Below are 17601 nucleotides of genomic sequence, written 5' to 3' on the forward strand. Positions count from 1 at the left end.
CGGCCCGGGCATGGTCCGGATCTTGACCGATGAAGTCCTCGGACTGGGTCGCCCTCGGCGCCACGCGGCGGCCCGGAGCAGAGGAGAGTGCGCCGTTCGTCCACTGCCGCTCCGCGGCGCCTGCGAGCGACCCTGTATCAGGTGCTGAAGCCGTCTTCCGGCATGGGACAACCGCGTTCTGCATTCCGGGACGATGTCTTGCATTGACGAAGAGCTGCGCGCCCTCCATAGTGCTGTGTCAGACCCTTCGGGATCTGGTTCGGCTGCCCGGTCCGGAAGCGCCCGGAAGCCCGAGCCGACGCGCCGCGAATGGGAGAACGGAATGAAGGCCGGTTCCACGACGAGCCTTGCGGGCGACTTCATGCTGGCCGTGTACTTGGACGGACAGGGTCGTGTCCCCAGCTACCGCACCGGTCTCGACTTCGGCCTGAGCGGTGCGATGCTGATGGAACTGGCTCTGGACGGTCTCATCCACACTGCCGGCGGACACATTGTCGCCGTCCAAGCCGTCGACGCCGTACAGCCGCGCGACCGCGTACTCGGCGAGGTTCTCGTGCGGATCCAGTCGTCGCGCAGGCTGTGCACGGCATCGCAGTGGGTCAGGACCCTGAGTGGCAGTGCGCACAAGCGTCTCGCGGCCGGTTTGGTCACTGACGGCGTCCTTGTCCGCACGCCGCGGCGGTTGCCTTTGCCGACCGATTCGGCCCGTCGCTACGACGTCCTGTGTGGGGAGCAACGGGGTGCTGCTGTCCGGTCCCTGCGCAGTGGGGCCGATGATCGCTCCGTCGCGCTGGCCGCGCTGGCGACTGCCTGTGGAGTGACATCCAGGGATCAGGATGGGAGCGAGTACGGGGCGATGGCGCAGTCCCTGAGCCCGGCCTGCGCCCAGATCCTGGCCGCGGTCGCCGAGTGCGTGTGGCCCGTGGCGTTCTGCTCCTGGGCCTGAACCCGCCCGCCCCGTCGGGTCCCCATGCCGGGGCGGAAATCGGCGCGACCCACCGGTCAACTCGGTCGGCCGACCTCGCGGAAGTCGGACTTGCGGATCTTTCCATGGACGCCCTTCACACCGTCGACGACCTGGGAGACCGCGAAGTCGCCGGCCGCGCTGAGGTAGGCCATCGCCAGATGGCGGTCGATGCCGTAGTCGGTCGCGAGCAGGTCCAGCGAGCAGCGCACACAGTCGCGCATCGCTTCGTCCAGGTCCTCGTCCAGGCCGATCGGCACGAGGTAGTCGTCCGTTTCGGCGAACGGCGCCACGCGTCCGTGGCCGGGTCGCAGAGCCGCGCCGCCCGGCACCACCTCGAGCTTCACGGTGGCGCGCAGCGACGCCTCGAACGCTGTCAGGGCGACCTCGCCGTCGCCCTGCGCGAAGTGGGGATCCCCGAAGTAGACCAGCGCGTCGTCGACCTGCACCGGAAGGAAGAGCGTGGCGCCCTCGCCGAGCAGCGAGACGTCGATGTTGCCCCCGTGGCGCCCGGGCGGGACCGAGTGCGGCCGCTCGCCCCCCGACACCGCCACGCCCATCACACCGAGGAACGGGCGAAGGGGGAAGCGGAGTGAGCCGCGGGAGGGGTTCGTCGGGTCCACCGCCATCCGGCCCCAGGCGCCGTCGCGATCCGCGTGTGCCGTGGCGAAGGTGAACACGGGGCCGGACAGTGACGGCATCTCGCCGGGGAGTGCGCCGAAGCCGTGCCGTGCGGAGACCATGCCGTACGGAACCCGCGGTGTCAGGTCGAGGACGGTCACGGCGAGCAGGTCACCGGGCCGGGCGCCGGCCACCGCGATCGGACCTGTGACGATGTGCGGACCGTCGTCGTCGAAGTCGTGCGGCATACCGGAGTCCGCCACCTGCTGGGCGTCGTCGAGCACATGGGCGCCGCTGACGCCGTAACGGGTGAAGAACTCGCGCGGGTTGCGGCCCTGGTCCTCCAGGACTCCCTCGTGGCTGAGGGTGTCGACCGTGACGACGGAGCCCGGTGGCACGACCGCGCACGGCGAGTCCGCCTCACACGGAAGGCGGCCCCACAGAGTGTTCCCGGGCGTGGCAGGGACGTAGGTCGCCGATGCGATCCCTCCGTGGCCGGGCTGGAGGATCGGGAAGCCTGTCGCGGCAACGTCGAGGAGGGGCGAGTCGATCGCTGTCATGGCCCGTCTTTCATGGAGCGGAAGTGGATGGCCCGACGCTAGGAACGTCCCGTTGCGGTGATGTTTCCCGTCGAGGTCCGCTCTGTAAAGCTGTCTCGTATGGCAACATGGCATCTCGCATATGTGTAGAGGAGATCGGATGGATGTCGGCGAGGTCGTTCTCATCAGCGGTGCCGGCCTTGTCGGCGGATTCGTCAACTCCATAGCCGGCGGTGGGTCACTGCTGCTCTTCCCCGCTCTGGTCGCCGGGGGGCTGGGTACGGTGGCCGCCAACGTCACCAACTCCGTGGCGCTCTGGCCGGGCTACCTGGGCAATGTCGCGGCACTGCGGGGGTCCTCCCGTCCGTCCTCCTCGACGCCGCCGGCGGTCGTGTCCGCCGTGGGTGCCGCCGCCGGATGCGCGCTGCTGCTGCTCACCCCGACGCGGGTCTTCTCGGTCGCGGTGCCGTTCCTCGTCCTCGGCGCCAGTGCCCTCCTCGCCCTCCAGCCCCGGTTGCGGGCACTGCTCGGCGCCGCTCACCGTGACCACCGCGGGATGCTCTACGCCGGCACGTTCGCCGGCGCGGTCTACGGCGGTTACTTCGGAGGTGGGCTCGGAGTCGTCCTGATGGCCGTCCTCGGCCTGACGCTTTCCGCACCGACGGCCGAAGTGAACGTACTCAAGGGGACCTTGCAGCTGGTCGTGGCCACGGTGTCGCTCGTCGTGTTCGCGTGGTTCGGCCCCGTGCAGTGGGTGGTCGCACTTGTGGTCGCGCCGTCGTCCCTGGCCGGCGGAGTCATCGGCGGCCGGGTGGCGACGAGGCTGAGCGAGCCGGTGCTGCGTGCCCCCGTGGTCGGCTTCGGCGTGCTCGTCGGCGTCTGGCTGGGCATCCGCGCCTTCGGCTGACCCTCGACGCCGAGGCGCGGAGGGCCGGTGGGGCTCAAGCCGTGAGCCCCCGGCCGTCGGACGGAGAGAGAACGCGTCCAGCCGCCGTGCGGGTCGACTGAACCTCGCTCCCACTGTCTAACCCCGGCGGGAGCCGACCGGTGCCAGGAAGCCGGCCGGCGGACATGGTCCGCCGGCCGACCGGGACTCAGAGGTCCAGGACGAGCCGGTCGCCCTGACAGCGGCCGACACAGACCATCATCGTGCGCCCGGCGAGACGTTCCTCGTCGCTGAGCACGGAATCCCGGTGCTCCGGTGTCCCGGCGAGCACACGGGTCTCGCAGGCACCGCAGTATCCCTTCTCGCAGTCGTAGGACAGGCCGCTGACGGCATCGCGCAGGACCTCGATGAGGCGGCGGTCGGCCGGCACGGGGAGCGTGACTCCCGTGCGCGCGAGCTGGACGTCGAAGGGCCGGTTCTCCGCGGCGTCGAATGCCGTCTCGAGGTCGTCGCCGGCGGCGAAGCGCTCCAGGTGCAGCCGACCGGTGAGATCCAGACGGGCGCACTCACGCTCGACGGCGGCCAGCATCGGTCCCGGTCCGCACGCGTAGACCGCGGTGCCCGGGCCAAGGTCGCCCAGCAGCCGGGGGAGGTCCGGCAGCCCGGCCTCGTCCTGCGGGAGCAGGGTGAGCGCGTCGCCGGCGACGGCGGCGAGTTCCTCGGCGAACGCCATCGTCGAGCGCGTGCGGCCGCCGTAGACGACGGTGAAGGGCGTGCCGCGTCCGGCGGCCTCGCGGACCATGGCGAGGATCGGTGTGACGCCGATCCCGCCCGCGAGGAACAGGTAGGACGGTGCTTCGGCGAGCGGGAAGTGGTTGCGCGGTCCGCGTACCGCGAACGTGGCGCCGGGGCGGGCGAGTTCGTGGAGTTCGGCCGAGCCGCCCCGGCCCCGGGGCTCACGCAGGACGCCGATGCGCCACGTCGTGGTGTCGGCGGGGTCACCGCACAGCGAGTACTGACGCAGCCGGCCCGAGGGCAGACGCAGCTCGACGTGCGCGCCGGGCCGCCACGCGGGGAGTTCGCCCGCGTCCGGCAGGCCGAGGTCGACGGCGAGTACGTCCTGCGCCGCGGTGCTCACCGCGGTCACCCGCAGCGGGGTGGGTGTGCTCAGCGCGCGGACCGTGCCTGCCGCCGCGGTCGCCCGGGGGCCGGGCGTGAAGACCGCCGGGGCCGCGTCCCAGCCGGACTGGTTGCCGCGCGTGGGATAGGGAACGAGACCCTCCTCGATCACCCGGTAGTCGGGCAGCCGGGTCAGGACCTGCGTCATCATCGCGCGGAACATGGCTCGGGCGAGGTGCGCGCCCGCGCACCGGTGCGATCCGATCCCGAAGCTGAGGTGCCGACTGGCGTCGCGGTCGAGTCGTACCTGCTCGGGGTCGGGAAACACGGCGGGGTCGTGGTTCGCGGCGACCCACGGGATCAGCACCCGGTCGCCCGTGTGCATCGGGCAGCCACCGACCTCGACGTCCCCGGTGACCGTACGGGCCATCGACTGCGACGGGGCGAACGCGCGGAGGAACTCCTCGGTGGCGCTGTCGAGCAGGTCGGGGGAGTCGATCAGCTTCTGGCGCTGCTCGGGGTGGCGAGCGAGGTGGACGAGCGTCGATCCGGTGAGGGAGGTGGTGGTGTCGACGCCGCCGGCGATGAGCAGGCCGATCACCGACACCAGCTCGTCCTCGCCGAACTCGCTGCCGTCGCCGCGCCGGCCGGCCACCAGCGTGCTGACCGCGTCGGCCCGTGGTGCCGAGCGGCGCTCGGTGATCAGCTCGCGGATGCGCTGGTCCATGTAGGCCAGTCCGGCGGCCCCGCGCACGGCGCGCTCGCTGCCGGCCGGTGCGGCGAAGATGTCGTGGATCGGCCCGGCCAGCTTCGCCCAGTCCTCCTCGGGGAAACCGAGCCAGTCCAAGGTCACCGCGGCGGGCAGCGGGTTGGTGAGGTCGCGGACCAGGTCGCAGGAGCCGAGCTCGACGAAGTCGTCCACGACGCGGGCGGCGTGGCGCTCGATCATGGGCGCGAGTTGCTCGACCGCCTCCGGGGTCAGCAGCGGGTTGATCAGTTTCCGGTACTCGGTCGAACGCGGCGGGTCGAGTTCGATCGGATACTGGTCGAGTCCCGGTCCTTTGGGGATGACGATGCCGACGCCCTGCCCGCCGTGGTCGCTGCGGGCCGAGGAGAACGTCTCGTCGTCGCGGGCGATGCGGGCCACGTCGGCATACCGCGTCGTGTAGTGGAAGCCGCCGTGGGCGGCCGAGCGGCCTACCGGACAGCTCTCACGGAAGCGCGCGTAGTAGGCGACCGGATCGGCGTTGGCCTCATCGGAGTGGTGGTCGAAGTCGAAGTCGATGTCGGCGGACATGGTGGGCACGCTCCACGTGCTCGGGCTTCTGCGCGGTGTTGTCCGGCCGCGCCACCGGATGTCAGCTGCCTCATCGGCGTCGGTCACCCTAAGGTGTCGCCGTCGGGCCTGACAATGTTTCGCGGGCGACCCTCAGAAGGTCAGCACGGCCTTGCCGACCGAGCCGGACCGGACCGCCGCGACGGCTTCGTTGATCTGCTCGAACGGGAAGTAGGTGATCATCTTCTCGACCGGGAACCGGCCCTCGGCGTTCAGTTCGAGCAGCTGCGGCAGGAACAGCTGCGGCAGGCTGGACCCGCCGATGATGCCGGTGACCGTGCGCCCGTTGAGAATGCTGCGCCACTCGAAGCTCATCGACTCGCTCGGGCCGACACCGATGACACCGGCGCGACCGAGCGGCCCGAGAGCCTCCACGGCGGTGCGCAGGACGTCCTCGCGCCCGGTCGTGTCGATCACGAAGTCGAACCCGTCGGGGACAAGCGCGGCCAGCTGCTCCGCGACCGGCCCGGCCGAGGAGTCGACGGCGTGGGTGGCTCCGTAGCCGCGGGCCGCCTCGAGCTTGGCGGGGTTCACATCGACGGCGACGACGACCTTGCAGCCGCTCAGCGAGGCGGCGATGACGGCGGCCACGCCGACGGCCCCAGCCCCGAAGACCGCGATCGACGAGCCGGGACGCGGCTGGAGTACGTTGAGCACGCCGCCGGCTCCGGTCTGGAAGCCGCAGCCGAAGGGGCCGGCCCGCAGCAGGTCCAGCGACGGGTCGATCCTGACGACCGCCCGCTCCGGTGCGACGACGTGGCTGGCGAACGACGACTGGCCGAGGAAGTGGGCGTTGACCTCCCGCCCCTCATGGGTCACCGCGGTGGAGCCGTCGGGCCGGCGGCCCGAGAAGTTCACCGCGTCGAAGCTGCGGCAGTAGGCGGGCGAGCCGGTACGGCACAGCGCGCACGTGCCGCACGACGTGAAGGACATGGCGACGTGGTCGCCCGGCCGTACGGAGGTGACGTGGGCGCCGACCTTCTCGACGATGCCCGACCCCTCGTGCCCGAGCAGCGCGGGCGTGGGGAAGAAGGTGGCGAACTCGAGGTCGGTACCGCAGATGCCGACGCCCGCGACGCGGACGAGTACCTCGTCCGGGCGGGGCTCGTCGAGGTCCACCTCTGTCAGGACGAATGGCTGTCCGGCTTGCTCCAGCAGAGCGGCGGTGGCGCGCACAGGGCCTCCTTGTTGCCTCACATTGCGAGATCGCATATTGACATGCGCGACAAGGTCGGTCAAGGTTCGCCCTATGGCGGCTGTAGACATCCCTTCTTCCCAGCACTTCATCGACGGCGAGTGGGTCCCGGCCCGCGACGGCGGCACGCTGGACGTCCTCGATCCGGCTACCCGGCAGGTGATCACCAAGGTGGCCCGGGCGGGCGGCGCCGACGTCCAGGACGCGGTGGCCGCGGCGCGCCGCGCCTTCCCTGCCTGGGCGGCGACCAACCCCAGCGAGCGCGGGGCTCTGATCCGGCGCTGGGCCGACCTGATCATCGCCGAGGTAGAGGCGCTCGCGGCCGTCGAGGCCCAGGACGTGGGCAAGCCCCTGTCCGGGGGGCGGACGAACATCTACATCGCGCACGGCATCATCGACTACTTCGCCGGCGCGGCCGACAAGCTCACCGGAGTCACGCTGCCGACCCGCAGCCCCGACTACCTGGGCTACACGGTTCCCGAGCCGTACGGCGTGTGCGCCGTCGTCATCCCGTGGAACGTTCCCGCCGTGCTCACCGCCGCCAATGTCGCGCCGGCGCTCGCCGCGGGCAACACGGTCGTGCTCAAGCCGTCCGAGATCGCGCCGCTGGCACCGTTCGCCCTCGTCGAACTCGCCCGCCGCGCGGGCTTTCCGCCGGGAGTGATCAACGTCGTCGCGGGCCTCGGCCCCGAGGCGGGCGTCGCACTCACCACACACCCGGGCGTCGACCACATCAGCTTCGTCGGCTCCACCGCCACCGGGCGGGCGATCATGGCGGCCGCCGCACAGAACCTCGTCCCGGTGAAGCTGGAACTCGGCGGCAAGTCGCCGAACGTCCTCTTCGCCGACGCCGATCTCGACACGGCGATCCCGGCGATCGTCGCCTCGATCACCGAGAACGCGGGGCAGAACTGCTACGCCGGTTCCCGGCTGCTCGTGGAGGCCTCGGTGCACGACGAGGTCGTGGAGCGGGTCGCCGCCGGCATGGCCGACGTCAAGACCGGGCCCTGGGAAGCCGACCTGGACATGGGGCCGCTGGTCAGTGCCGCGCAGTTCGCCCGCGTCAGCGGCTTCCTTGAGGACACGCCTCGCGAGGGGGCGCGGCTGGTCACCGGTGGCGGGCCCACCGGCGACGGGTGGTTCGTCCGGCCGACCGTGTACGACCGTGTGGACGCGGGCATGCGCGTCGCCCGGGAGGAGGTGTTCGGCCCGGTGCTCGCCGTGCAGTCGTTCCGCGACACCGCCGAGGCGACCGGGCTGATGAACGCGACGGACTTCGGCCTGCTGGCCTGCATCTGGACCAACGACGTCTCCCGGGCGCTCCGGCTGTCGAAGGACGTCCGCTCCGGGCAGGTGGCGGTCAACCAGTTCCACGACGCGGGAGTGATCGGCTTCCCGTTCAACATGCAGAAGGACAGCGGCTTCAGTCGGGGCGGCGGATACGCGGCGCTGCGCGAGTACACCCAGGAGAAGGGCGTGGCCATCCGGCTGCTGGCCCGCTGAGAGCCGACACCATGGAAATCATTGCCGGGGCACGATCGGAGCCGGCCCGGGAGGGACCGGGGCCGGAGGCCTCAACACCGGCCGTGCTGGAGCGGGAGCTGACCGAGGCGGTGCTCGCCGGCGCCGCGCGCCCGGACGTACTCCACGCGCTTCGCCGGGCGACCGGTCGGCACGTGCGCCTGCTGTCCGCCGACGGCGAGCCACTGGCGACCACCGACGGCGGCGCGGGAGTGCCGCCCGCGGTGGCGGACGGCGTGCTCGCCGAAGCGACCGGACGGGTGGTCCACACGCTGGACGGGCTGCGGGCCACGGCCCTGCCCGTGCGTGCGGGGACGACTGTGGCCGGTGTGCTGCTGACCGTCGGCCCCGGTGATCCGCGCGTGCGGGCACTGGCCGGTGCCGCCGTCACCGCGCTGCTCATCGACGCCGTACGCGCGGGGGACGACTCCGCCGAGGTCTCGTCGCAGCACACACCGGCCGACGTCATCGGTGCGCTGCGGTCAGGGACGGTGAGCCCTTCGGTGTGCGCGGCGGCCGCGGGACTGGGGATCGATCTGCGGCGACCGTCGATCGGTGCCGTGCTGCACTACGGCGGCTCCCGCCTGCGTGCCTGGTCCACCGCCCTCACCTGGCTGGAGCACCCGGTACGGCAGGAGGGGCGCACCGCGTGGACGGTGGTGCCCGACGAAGCCGTGCTCGACCGCCTGCGGAACAGGCTGTGTCTCATGACCGACGACGACTCCGCCGACCACGTCATTGCGGCGAGCGGTTCCCGTCCCGACTCAACCGTGGGCCTGGCCCGGTCCTTCACCGAGGCCGAAAGGCTGCTCGGACTGGCCCGGGCCCGGATGGTCCCGCTGCTCACCTTCGACCGTTGCGGGGTGGTCCAGGTACTCCTGCCCCTCCCGCGCCCGCAACTCGAGGCCTACGCCGAGGCGCACCTCGGGCCGATCCGGCAGCGTCCGGAGCTGATGGCGACTCTGCGTGCCTGGCTGGCAGAGAGAGGCAGCCGGCAGAGCGTCTCCGTACAACTCCATCTGCACCGCAACTCGGTGGGCTACCGGGTGCGCCAGATCAAGAGCCTCCTGGGCACCGACCCCCTGCTTCCCTCCGCCTCGGCGCAGCTGCACCTGGCGCTCGCGGCCCTGGACCTGCTCGCCGCTGACGACCAGCGGCTGCACGGCGACGACAAGCCGGTGTCGACTTGGCGCTGAGCCGCCACATGCCGCGCCGTCGCGCGGCGCGGTGACGCCTTCCGACGGGGTCGCCCTCACCTGCCTCCGCACCCTCACCCACCTGCCGCAGCCTGGGCTGTCAGCCCTCTGAATGGGCGATACACCAATGAAACCAAGATGTTCCCGGGGAGCGTTGACAGCACCGGTCGGCGGGGGCAGAGTACCTCGCAATACGTTCCACCGCCTCGCAATGCGAGACGGCCTAGGGTAAGGAGGCAGTGCGGTGCGAGCCATGGTGCAGACAGATTTCGGCGGACCCGAGGCCGTGTCCCTACGGGATGTCCCCGAGCCGGTCTGCGGACCGCGCGACGTTCTCGTCAAGGTCGCGTACTGCGGGCTGAACCGCCTGGACCTGCTGCAGCGCAAGGGGCCGGGCCTGATCCCCGGCTTCCGGCTTCCGCACGTGCCGGGCATGGACTTCGCCGGGACGGTGGTGGCGACCGGATCCGCGGTCAGCTCGGTCGTCCCCGGTGACCGGGTCGTCGCGGACCCCACCCAGGGGTGCGGCAGTTGCTCCCGGTGCGCGGTGGGCGATCGTGCGTACTGCTCGAACCCCCGGATCCTCGGAGGCAACGCCCCCGGCGCTCTGGCCGACTACGTACTGGCCTCTGCGGAATCGATTGTTCAGGTTCCCGAGTCCTTGCCGCTCACGGCGGCCGTCACCCTGCCGACCGCCGCCCCGACGGCGTGGCACGCGGTGCACTCGGTCGGGGCACTCGCCGCGGGCGAGACCCTCGTCGTGCACGCCGGCGCCGGCGCCGTGAGCCTGGCGGCCATCGCGTTGGCCAAGCGGGCCGGCGCCTCGGTCGTCGCGTTCGCCGGCAGCGAGGCGAAGCGGGACGCGGCCCGCACCGCCGGTGCCGACCTGGTGCTGCCCAACGAAGACCCCGACGCGGCGAAAACGGTGTCGGTCTTCACCGGCGGCGCCGGAGCGGATCTGGTCCTGGACCACGTCGGCACCCACACCTGGCGCACCTCATTGGACTGCCTGGGCATCCGCGGGCGTCTGCTCCTGATGGGCAACACCAGTGGCGACCAGGTCTCGTTCTCGCTCCAGGAGGTCTTCCACCGCGGCCTGAAACTGCTGGGCACCGGCGGCTACACCTCGTCCGACTTCGTCGCAGCCACCTCAGCCTGCTTCGCCGACGGCCTGCACCTGCCCACCGCCGCCCGGTTCCCGCTCGAAGACCTGGCCGACGCCTGGGACGTGCTCGCTGATCGCGAGACGATCGGCAAGGTCGTGATCGAGCCATGACCGACCTTCTGATCGTGGGCGGCGACGTCGTCACCATGGACCCCGCTCGACGCGTCCTCACCGGTGCGACGGTCGCCGTGTCCGGGGACACCATCGCCGCACTCGGCACGGCCGAGGATCTGCGCGCCCGCTTCCCGGGCGCGCGGGAGATCGACGCGTCAGGCTGTGTCGTGATCCCGGGCCTGGTCAACGCCCACCAGCACACCACCGTCGACCCCCTCGTGCGCAGCACGATCCCGGACCACATCGGCTCGCAGGAGTCGATATTCGACTGGATCGTCCCCCTGCACGCCCACGCCGACGGCGACGACGACGAACTGGCCGCGACCATCACCGCGATCGACTGCCTGTCCCGGGGCATCACCACCGTGCTGGAACCGGGCACGGTGGCGTACCCGGAACGAGTCGCCGCCGGGCTCGGCACCGCGGGTGTCCGCGCGCGGGTCGGCGGCTGGGGCTGGGACGCCGAGGGCGTGCCGTTCGGCGCGCCCGCCGCCGAGGTGCTCGCCCGGCAGGAGGACATCGTCCGGTCCCTGCCGGCCACCGGGCCGGTCACCGGATGGGTGACGCTCGTCGGCCACGACCTCGCGAGCGACGAGCTCTTCGCCGGGGCGGCGAGCCTTGCCGAGAGGCTCGACGTCGGGCTCACCTGGCACATCTCGCCGGGACCCGCCGACATCGAGGCATACGCCCAGCGCTGTGCGCGCCGGCCGGTGGTCCACTTCCGCGAACTGGGAGTACTCGGCCCACGCCTGCTGCTGGGACACGCCGTGTGGCTCGACGACGCCGAGGTCGACGCCATCGTCGAGACCGGAACCGCGGTCGCCGCCTGCCCGGGGGCCTACCTGCGACTTGCCCAGGGGTACACACGTGCCTCCCGCCACGCCGAACTGGTGCGGCGGGGCGGCCGGGTCGCCCTGGGCTGCGACGCGCACAACGCCGGAGACGGTCCGGACGTCCTCCTCGCCGCCTATCTGTTCGCCGCTCTCGAACGCGACCGTGATCTGCCCGACCCCATCCGCGCCGAGCAGGCGTTCGCCCTCGCGACGATCGACGGCGCCCGGGCGATCGGTCTCGGCGAACGCATCGGCTCCCTCGAAGTGGGCAAGGCGGCCGACCTCGTCGTGCTCGACGCCCGCGACCCCGCCTGGGTGCCCCGGGGCGACCTCGCCCGCCAGCTCGTATGGGGCCATGTGTCGCGCACCGTCCGAGATGTGCTGGTCGACGGCCGCGTGGTCGTCCGAGACCGGCGACCCACCGGCGTCGACCTCGCGACCGTCGCCGCGGCCGCCGCCGAACGATCCGCCGCCCTCCTCAGGCGCGCCGGCATCACGCCCCGCCCCACCTGGCCCGCGGAGCGGGCGGCCGACCGGTAAGGAGACCCGCTGTTGAACGTCATCGACAAGTCCGGGTTTCCGCCGGCGAAGAAGCAGGGCCCGCTGTCGCGACCGATGATCGTCGGCCCGGCCGACACGACCCGTCCGACGCAACTCCTGCACAGGGGCCGACGCCATGCCGTACGGCCGCTGCACACAGGCCAGCGAGGGCCGCCGTGGATCACGGTCCTTTCATCGGCGCCCGGCGGCCGGACAACCCGGAGCCGAAGGACGCCTGGTCGACACCGAGCACACCGCCGCGTTCGTACCGAACGTCACGACCGGCGAGATTCCCGAGCACATCGAGGCCCTCGCCCTCGCACACCCACCTGCGTCAGCACGGCCATCGCCGACCGGCGAACCGCCCTCGCAGATCGCCGACACGCCGTCGCCGGCCTACATCCCCGCTGGGGAGTGCCGCGTGCACGGCGCGAAGACCGCGGCGACCACAGCCCCCGCTTCCCGGACGCGCACATCGCGCTCGCGGAGGCCGTCAGCATCACCACCGACCTTCGGCCACGTCCGCCCCTGGCCGCATCGACCCCACCCGGGTCCGAGCGGTCGGGCGGACGGTCTCCCGTGGTTCGTCGCCGCGGGTGAGGAGCCCCGCTCCCACCAGGACCGTGTCTCCCGCGCCGAACTCGACCGGGCCGTCAGCCCCGCCCACTGATCCCCCCGACGCCACGCCACCGCCCCGACGGGGCAGTGCCACTCAGCGAATGGAACCACGCACATGACTGCGAAAAGCACGCTCCGTCGTCCTCGGGCCGCGGTCGGCCTCGCCCTCGCAGGCGCCCTCGCGCTCTCCGGCTGTGCCGGCAACGCGGCGACGGCGCCCAAGGCGACCGCCCAGGCGAGCGGCGGCAGCGGCTCGGGGCTCAAGGAGCCCGATGTCAACGGCGACGGCAAGGTCGTCATCGGCGTCCTCAGCCCCGGCGACATCAACGACCACGGCTACTACCAGAGCTTCGTCGACTCGGCGGACGCCTTCGCCAAGGAGAAGGGCTGGACAGTCGTCAAGCGTGGCAGCGTGCCCGCGAACGACGCGCTCAACGCGGCACGCGCGCTGTGTCAGCAGCACGTCGACATGGTCGCGCTCGCCGCGAGTGAGCTCAAGACCGCCATACCCGCCTCCCAGGACCCGGTCTGCGCCAAGACCGCCTGGTACATGCCGGGGCAGGCGGGCTCCGCCCCGGTCCCGCGGGTCCTGCTGTCCACCGACGACCCCAACCAGGGGATGTTCGCCGCCGGTTACGCCGCGGGCCTGAAGATGAAGGCGGCCGGCTACACCAAGGCCGGATTCATCACGGGCGCCAAGGCCGACTTCAGTGTCGCCGCCGCCAAGGCCTTCCTGGCCGGGATCCGGGAGGTCGTCCCGAAGGCCAAGCTGACGAGCACCTACACCGGCGACTTCAACGACTCGGCGAAGGCCAAGGAAGCCACTCAGGCACAGATCAGCCAGGGCGCCAAGGTCATCTACCCCTATCTCGGCGGCGCGACCGACGCGTCGGCGAAGCTCGCGAACGCCAACGGCGTGCTCACCCTCACCCCCGGCACCGACCGGTGTGACTCGGCCAGCCCGAAGTTCGACTTCTCGGTGATCTTCGACCCGGGTGACTACTTCCGCGCCGCGCTGGAGGAGTTCGCCAAGGACAACCTGAAGATGGGCACGACGCGCGTGTGGCAGTTGGGCGTCGACCCCTACCCGACCGTCAAGATCTGCGACCCCAAGGGGGACGAGAGCAAGCAGTTGGCGCAGTTCCTGAACAAGATCGGCAGCAAGAAGATCGACACGGCGGCCGAGGTCAAGCGCCTCGGCTGACTGCCGAGACCGACGAGGAAGATCAGCAATGACATCGACGGCCTCAGCGGTTCCGTTTCTCGAGCTGCGCGGCATCACAAAGTCCTACGGATCGGTCACGGCCTGCGACGCCGTGGACCTCAGGGTCGACGCCGGCGAGATCCACGGACTCCTTGGTGAGAACGGGGCGGGCAAGTCCAGCCTCATGAAGGTCCTGCTCGGGCTGGTCCGGCGTGACGCCGGCAGCGTCCTGGTGCGCGGCGAGGAGGTCGCGCTGGACAGCCCGCAGGAAGCGGCCGAACTGGGCATCGGCATGGTGCACCAGCACTTCAGCCTCATCAACGGGCTGACCGTGTGGGAGAACGTGGCGCTCGGCGACACCGGCAAGGTGAACAAGCACGCCATCTGCGCCGGCATCGCCGAGGTCTCCGCGCGGTACGGGCTGCCGATCGACCCCGAGGCCCGCGTCGACGCGCTCTCGGCCGGCGAGCGGCAGCGGGTCGAGGTGGTCAAGTGCCTGCGGCGCAACCCTCAGATCCTGATCCTGGACGAGCCCACCTCGGTGCTGACCCAGGCCGAGTCGGAGGAGTTGTTCGCCGTGCTCGGCCGCGTGGTGCAGGAGGAGGGGCGCGCTGTCATCCTCATCAGTCACAAGCTCTCCGAGATCGCCCAGGCCACGGACCGGGTGACGGTCCTGCGCAAGGGCCGTGTCGCCTTCCGGGCGGTCACCTCCGAGACCACTCCGCAGCTCCTGGCCCAGCAGATGGTGGGCCGTGAGGTGTCGCTGGGCGAGGAGGGCGCGGCCCTCGGCCTGCTGCCGGTGCGGAAGGCACGCACCGGCGGGAGCGGGGCGCAGGACGGGCAGCAGCCCCTCCTGCGCCTCGCCGGCCTGAGCGTCGAGCAACGTGGCGTCAGGGTTCTCGAAGGAGTCGATCTGACCGTGGGCGCGGGTGAGATCGTTGCCCTCTACGGCGTCGAGGGCAACGGCCAGGCGACGCTGGGCGATGTCCTCGCCGGGCTGGTCGCGCCGAACGCCGGCACCGTCGAGGTCGCCGGGAGCAGGGTCGACGTGACCCGGCCCGGCGCGCTCACCCGGGCCGGTCTCGGCATCGTGCCCGAGGACCGGCACCAAAGCGGCGTCGTCCTCGACATGAGCGTCGCCGAGAACCTGACGATGAAGTCGCTCGACAAGGTCAGCGGCCGGTTCCTGCTGCGGCGGGGCGTGATGCTCGCCGAGGCCCGTCGCCTCGCGGACGAGTTCAACATCATCACACCGTCGCTGGACGCGCCGGTACGCAGCCTGTCCGGCGGCAACCAACAGCGGGTCGTACTCGCCCGGGAACTGTCCGGTGACACCCGCGTCCTGGTGGCCGCGCAGCCCACTCACGGGCTGGACGTCGGTGCCATCGAGGACATGTATTCCCGGCTGCGCAAGGCGGCCGCCGAAGGCGTCGGAGTGCTGCTCATCTCCACCGAATTCGAGGAAGTCATGGCCCTTGCGACCCGGATCGCGGTGATCTCCTCCGGGCGGATCACCGGAGTACTCGCCGCCTCGGAGGCGACCTCCGAGCGGCTCGGCATGCTGGTCGGCGGTGAGGCCGCATGAGTGCCGCCTCACTGATGAAGCCGGAAGACCTCGCCCGGCGCTTCCTCGCCCGGCTCCGGCCAGGCCGCGACGGTGGGGTGACAGCCGGCCTCACCGTCGCATTCGTCGCCGTCGCCCTGGGCGCGTCCGCGCTGCTGCTCATGCTGACCGGTGCCTCGCCGAGCGCCTCCCTGTCCGCGATATGGACCGGGTCGGTGGCCAACGCCACCGGATGGACGATGACGCTGCTCAACATGGCGCCGCTGCTGCTGGTCGCGGTCGGCGCGTGCATCTGCTCGTCCGCCGGCACGTTCAACATCGGCCAGGAGGGGCAGGTGCTCATCGGCGGCCTGGCCGGAGCCTGGGTCGGGCTGCGGCTGGCCATGCCCGGCCCCATGCTGATCGTCGTGGTGCTGATCGCCGCTGCGGTCGGCGGTGGCGTCTGGGCCGCGCTCAGCGCTCTGATGCTCCGCTTCCGCGGCGTCAACGTTCCGGTGAGCACCCTGCTGATGACGTTCCTCGCCATCCAGCTCGTCACGTTCGCGGTCAGCGCACCCTGGGGCCTGCAGGAGAGTGTGCAGGGCTCCTCGGGCATCGCCGACGCCCAGTCCAACCCCCTGCCGGCGAACGCCCAGCTCGCGAGCTTCGGGCAGTACCCTTCGCTCCAGCTGAACACGGGCCTGTTCATCGCGCTCGTCGCCGCGGTCGGCGTCGCCCTCGTCCTGACCCGCAGTCGGTGGGGCTTCAGGGTCCGCATGGTCGGACTGAACCCGCTGACGGCCAAGCACGCCGGTGTCCGGGTGGGTGCGCTCGGCGGATTCACCCTGGCCCTGTCGGGCGCCTTCGCCGGACTGGCCGGAGGACTGCTGCTGGCCAGCCCGGTCAGCACCAACCGGCTGCAGGCCGGACTCTCCGACAACGTCGGCTGGGACGGCCTGCTCGTCGCGCTCGTCGCCCGCAACCGGCCCATGGCCGCGATCCCGGTGTCGTTCGTGTTCGCCGTACTGCGCGCGGGCGGCGATTTCCTCTCGGCCACCGGCGTGCCGTCGTACCTCGTCGACATCGTCAAGGCGTTGCTCGTCCTCGCCTTCGTCGCACCGCCCGTCCTCGTCGACCTCTTCCACGGGCGTCGCGGTGCCACACTGCGGGCGGCGTCCGCCGTTTCCGTTGTCCCGACCAAGACGGAGGTGGCCGCGTGAGCGTTCTGGACAGCACCACGACCATTCTCGCGAGCGGTGTCCGGCTGACCATGCCGTTGGCCTTCGCCGCCTGCGGTGAGTACCTGGCCGAGCGCGCCGGCGCGATGAACATCTCCGTCGAGGCGATGATGCTGAGCGCCGCGTTCACCTCGGTCGCCACCGCCAGTGCGACCGGCAGCGCCACCGTCGGCCTCGCGGTCGGTGTCCTGACCGGCCTCGTCGTCGGTTTCGTGCACGGCAACCTCTCCCACCGGGCCCAGATCAACACCTTCGTCGTCGGCCTCGTGCTGAACGCGCTGGTGCTCGGGCTGACGAGCTACCTGATCACGACCGAGCAGTTCGCCTCGCACCAGGTCGGGGTGCTGTCGATCCCACTGCTCGAGGACATCCCGCTCATCGGCAAGCCGCTGTTCTCCGAACGCTGGCCCGCTTACCTGCTGATTCTGCTGGTGCCGCTGACCTGGTGGTTGGTGGAGCGCAGCCGCTGGGGCCTGGAACTCCGGGCGGTGGGGGAGAACCCGCAGGCCGCCGACGTCACGGGCATCAAGGTGAACGCGCGTCGCCGGCAGGCCCTGCTGTGGTGCGGCGCGCTGGCCGGCCTGGGCGGCGCGTACCTCGCGGTCGGCGAGGTCGGATCGTTCAACCAGAACATGACCGCCGGACGCGGCTACCTCGTCATCGCCGCGGTGATCTTCGGGGCCTGGCGGCTGGGTCGGACCATGCTGGGCTGCCTGGTGTTCGGCCTCTCCGACGCGATGCGTCTGGCGCTCCCCGCGCTCGGTGTCACCCTCAACGCACAACTGCTCGTCGCGGCCCCGTATCTGCTCGCGCTCCTCGCCATGCTGCTGTTCACCACCCAGCACCGAGAACCGGGGGCGCTCGGCCGGCCCTTCGAGCGAGGGTCGGCCTGACGGCAGGTTCCGAACCGATTCCCTCCGGGCGCACCCGATCCCTCGGATGCACCCGGACCCTTCGAACACACCGGAT

13 protein-coding genes are annotated in these 17601 nt (G+C 71.4%); 10 read left to right on the forward strand and 3 right to left on the reverse strand.

Translation table 11 applies throughout. The annotated features are described in order from the left end of the window. Positions 1-322 precede the first annotated feature (322 nt). Entirely contained in the window at positions 323-946 is a 624-nt protein-coding gene (locus tag ACWCRJ_RS04375) for a GOLPH3/VPS74 family protein (protein ID WP_450937841.1), read from the forward strand. Positions 947-1002: 56 nt separating this feature from the next. Here the strand turns inward: ACWCRJ_RS04375 and ACWCRJ_RS04380 are convergent, their stop codons facing one another. Then, entirely contained in the window at positions 1003-2145 is a 1143-nt protein-coding gene (locus ACWCRJ_RS04380) for an acetamidase/formamidase family protein (protein WP_450937842.1), read from the reverse strand. 139 nt (positions 2146-2284) lie between these two features. Between ACWCRJ_RS04380 and ACWCRJ_RS04385 the strand changes: the two genes are divergently transcribed. Continuing rightward, complete coding sequence (locus tag ACWCRJ_RS04385; RefSeq protein ID WP_450937843.1) at positions 2285-3031, forward strand: sulfite exporter TauE/SafE family protein; 747 nt, start codon at positions 2285-2287, stop codon at positions 3029-3031. A gap of 187 nt (positions 3032-3218) precedes the next feature. Here ACWCRJ_RS04385 and ACWCRJ_RS04390 read toward each other — a convergent pair whose 3' ends face one another. Both ACWCRJ_RS04390 and ACWCRJ_RS04395 read right to left on the reverse strand, forming a co-directional pair. Continuing rightward, a complete protein-coding gene (locus tag ACWCRJ_RS04390) occupies positions 3219-5426 on the reverse strand; it encodes a cytochrome P450/oxidoreductase (protein ID WP_450937844.1) in 2208 nt (735 codons plus the stop codon). A 132-nt stretch (positions 5427-5558) separates the two neighbouring features. Further along, positions 5559-6641 carry an NAD(P)-dependent alcohol dehydrogenase gene (locus ACWCRJ_RS04395; RefSeq protein ID WP_450937845.1) on the reverse strand — a complete coding sequence of 361 codons (1083 nt, stop codon included), beginning with the start codon at positions 6639-6641 and terminating at the stop codon, positions 5559-5561. A gap of 73 nt (positions 6642-6714) precedes the next feature. On the opposite strand from ACWCRJ_RS04395, the gene ACWCRJ_RS04400 reads away from it, so the two are divergent. From ACWCRJ_RS04400 to ACWCRJ_RS04435, 8 genes are all read left to right on the forward strand, one after another. After that, positions 6715-8163: an aldehyde dehydrogenase family protein gene (locus ACWCRJ_RS04400; RefSeq protein WP_450937846.1), complete on the forward strand. Its 1449-nt coding sequence runs from the start codon at positions 6715-6717 to the stop codon at positions 8161-8163. Between the two features lie 11 nt (positions 8164-8174). Continuing rightward, positions 8175-9377 (forward strand): PucR family transcriptional regulator, encoded by a 1203-nt coding sequence (locus tag ACWCRJ_RS04405; RefSeq protein WP_450937847.1) that lies wholly within the window; start codon positions 8175-8177, stop codon positions 9375-9377. Positions 9378-9630: 253 nt separating this feature from the next. Next, on the forward strand, positions 9631-10653 hold the full coding sequence (locus ACWCRJ_RS04410) for a quinone oxidoreductase family protein (protein WP_450937848.1): 1023 nt from the start codon (positions 9631-9633) through the stop codon (positions 10651-10653). Beyond that, the gene (locus ACWCRJ_RS04415) at positions 10650-12029 is read left to right on the forward strand and encodes an amidohydrolase family protein (protein ID WP_450937849.1); all 1380 of its coding nucleotides are present in this window, start codon (positions 10650-10652) and stop codon (positions 12027-12029) included. Before ACWCRJ_RS04410 ends, ACWCRJ_RS04415 begins: the two co-directional genes overlap by 4 nt. 733 nt (positions 12030-12762) lie before the next feature. Further along, complete coding sequence (locus ACWCRJ_RS04420; protein ID WP_450937850.1) at positions 12763-13851, forward strand: BMP family ABC transporter substrate-binding protein; 1089 nt, start codon at positions 12763-12765, stop codon at positions 13849-13851. 28 nt (positions 13852-13879) lie between these two features. Then, complete coding sequence (locus ACWCRJ_RS04425; protein WP_450937851.1) at positions 13880-15436, forward strand: ABC transporter ATP-binding protein; 1557 nt, start codon at positions 13880-13882, stop codon at positions 15434-15436. Then, entirely contained in the window at positions 15433-16614 is a 1182-nt protein-coding gene (locus ACWCRJ_RS04430; RefSeq protein WP_450937852.1) for an ABC transporter permease, read from the forward strand. Before ACWCRJ_RS04425 ends, ACWCRJ_RS04430 begins: the two co-directional genes overlap by 4 nt. Further along, complete coding sequence (locus ACWCRJ_RS04435) at positions 16611-17525, forward strand: ABC transporter permease (RefSeq protein WP_450937853.1); 915 nt, start codon at positions 16611-16613, stop codon at positions 17523-17525. Before ACWCRJ_RS04430 ends, ACWCRJ_RS04435 begins: the two co-directional genes overlap by 4 nt. Positions 17526-17601: the final 76 nt, after the last annotated feature.

Source organism: Streptomyces sp. NPDC002324, from assembly GCF_053593335.1.

Bases quoted from the DNA above. Each gene is read 5' to 3' on its own strand.
- ACWCRJ_RS04420 (WP_450937850.1), top strand. From the start codon at position 12,763: ATGACTGCGAAAAGCACGCTCCGTCGTCCTCGGGCCGCGGTCGGCCTC.
- ACWCRJ_RS04380 (WP_450937842.1), bottom strand. From the start codon at position 2,145: ATGACAGCGATCGACTCGCCCCTCCTCGACGTTGCCGCGACAGGCTTC.
- ACWCRJ_RS04405 (WP_450937847.1), top strand. From the start codon at position 8,175: ATGGAAATCATTGCCGGGGCACGATCGGAGCCGGCCCGGGAGGGACCG.
- ACWCRJ_RS04410 (WP_450937848.1), top strand. From the start codon at position 9,631: ATGGTGCAGACAGATTTCGGCGGACCCGAGGCCGTGTCCCTACGGGAT.
- ACWCRJ_RS04415 (WP_450937849.1), top strand. From the start codon at position 10,650: ATGACCGACCTTCTGATCGTGGGCGGCGACGTCGTCACCATGGACCCC.
- ACWCRJ_RS04430 (WP_450937852.1), top strand. From the start codon at position 15,433: ATGAGTGCCGCCTCACTGATGAAGCCGGAAGACCTCGCCCGGCGCTTC.
- ACWCRJ_RS04400 (WP_450937846.1), top strand. From the start codon at position 6,715: ATGGCGGCTGTAGACATCCCTTCTTCCCAGCACTTCATCGACGGCGAG.
- ACWCRJ_RS04385 (WP_450937843.1), top strand. From the start codon at position 2,285: ATGGATGTCGGCGAGGTCGTTCTCATCAGCGGTGCCGGCCTTGTCGGC.
- ACWCRJ_RS04425 (WP_450937851.1), top strand. From the start codon at position 13,880: ATGACATCGACGGCCTCAGCGGTTCCGTTTCTCGAGCTGCGCGGCATC.
- ACWCRJ_RS04390 (WP_450937844.1), bottom strand. From the start codon at position 5,426: ATGTCCGCCGACATCGACTTCGACTTCGACCACCACTCCGATGAGGCC.
- ACWCRJ_RS04375 (WP_450937841.1), top strand. From the start codon at position 323: ATGAAGGCCGGTTCCACGACGAGCCTTGCGGGCGACTTCATGCTGGCC.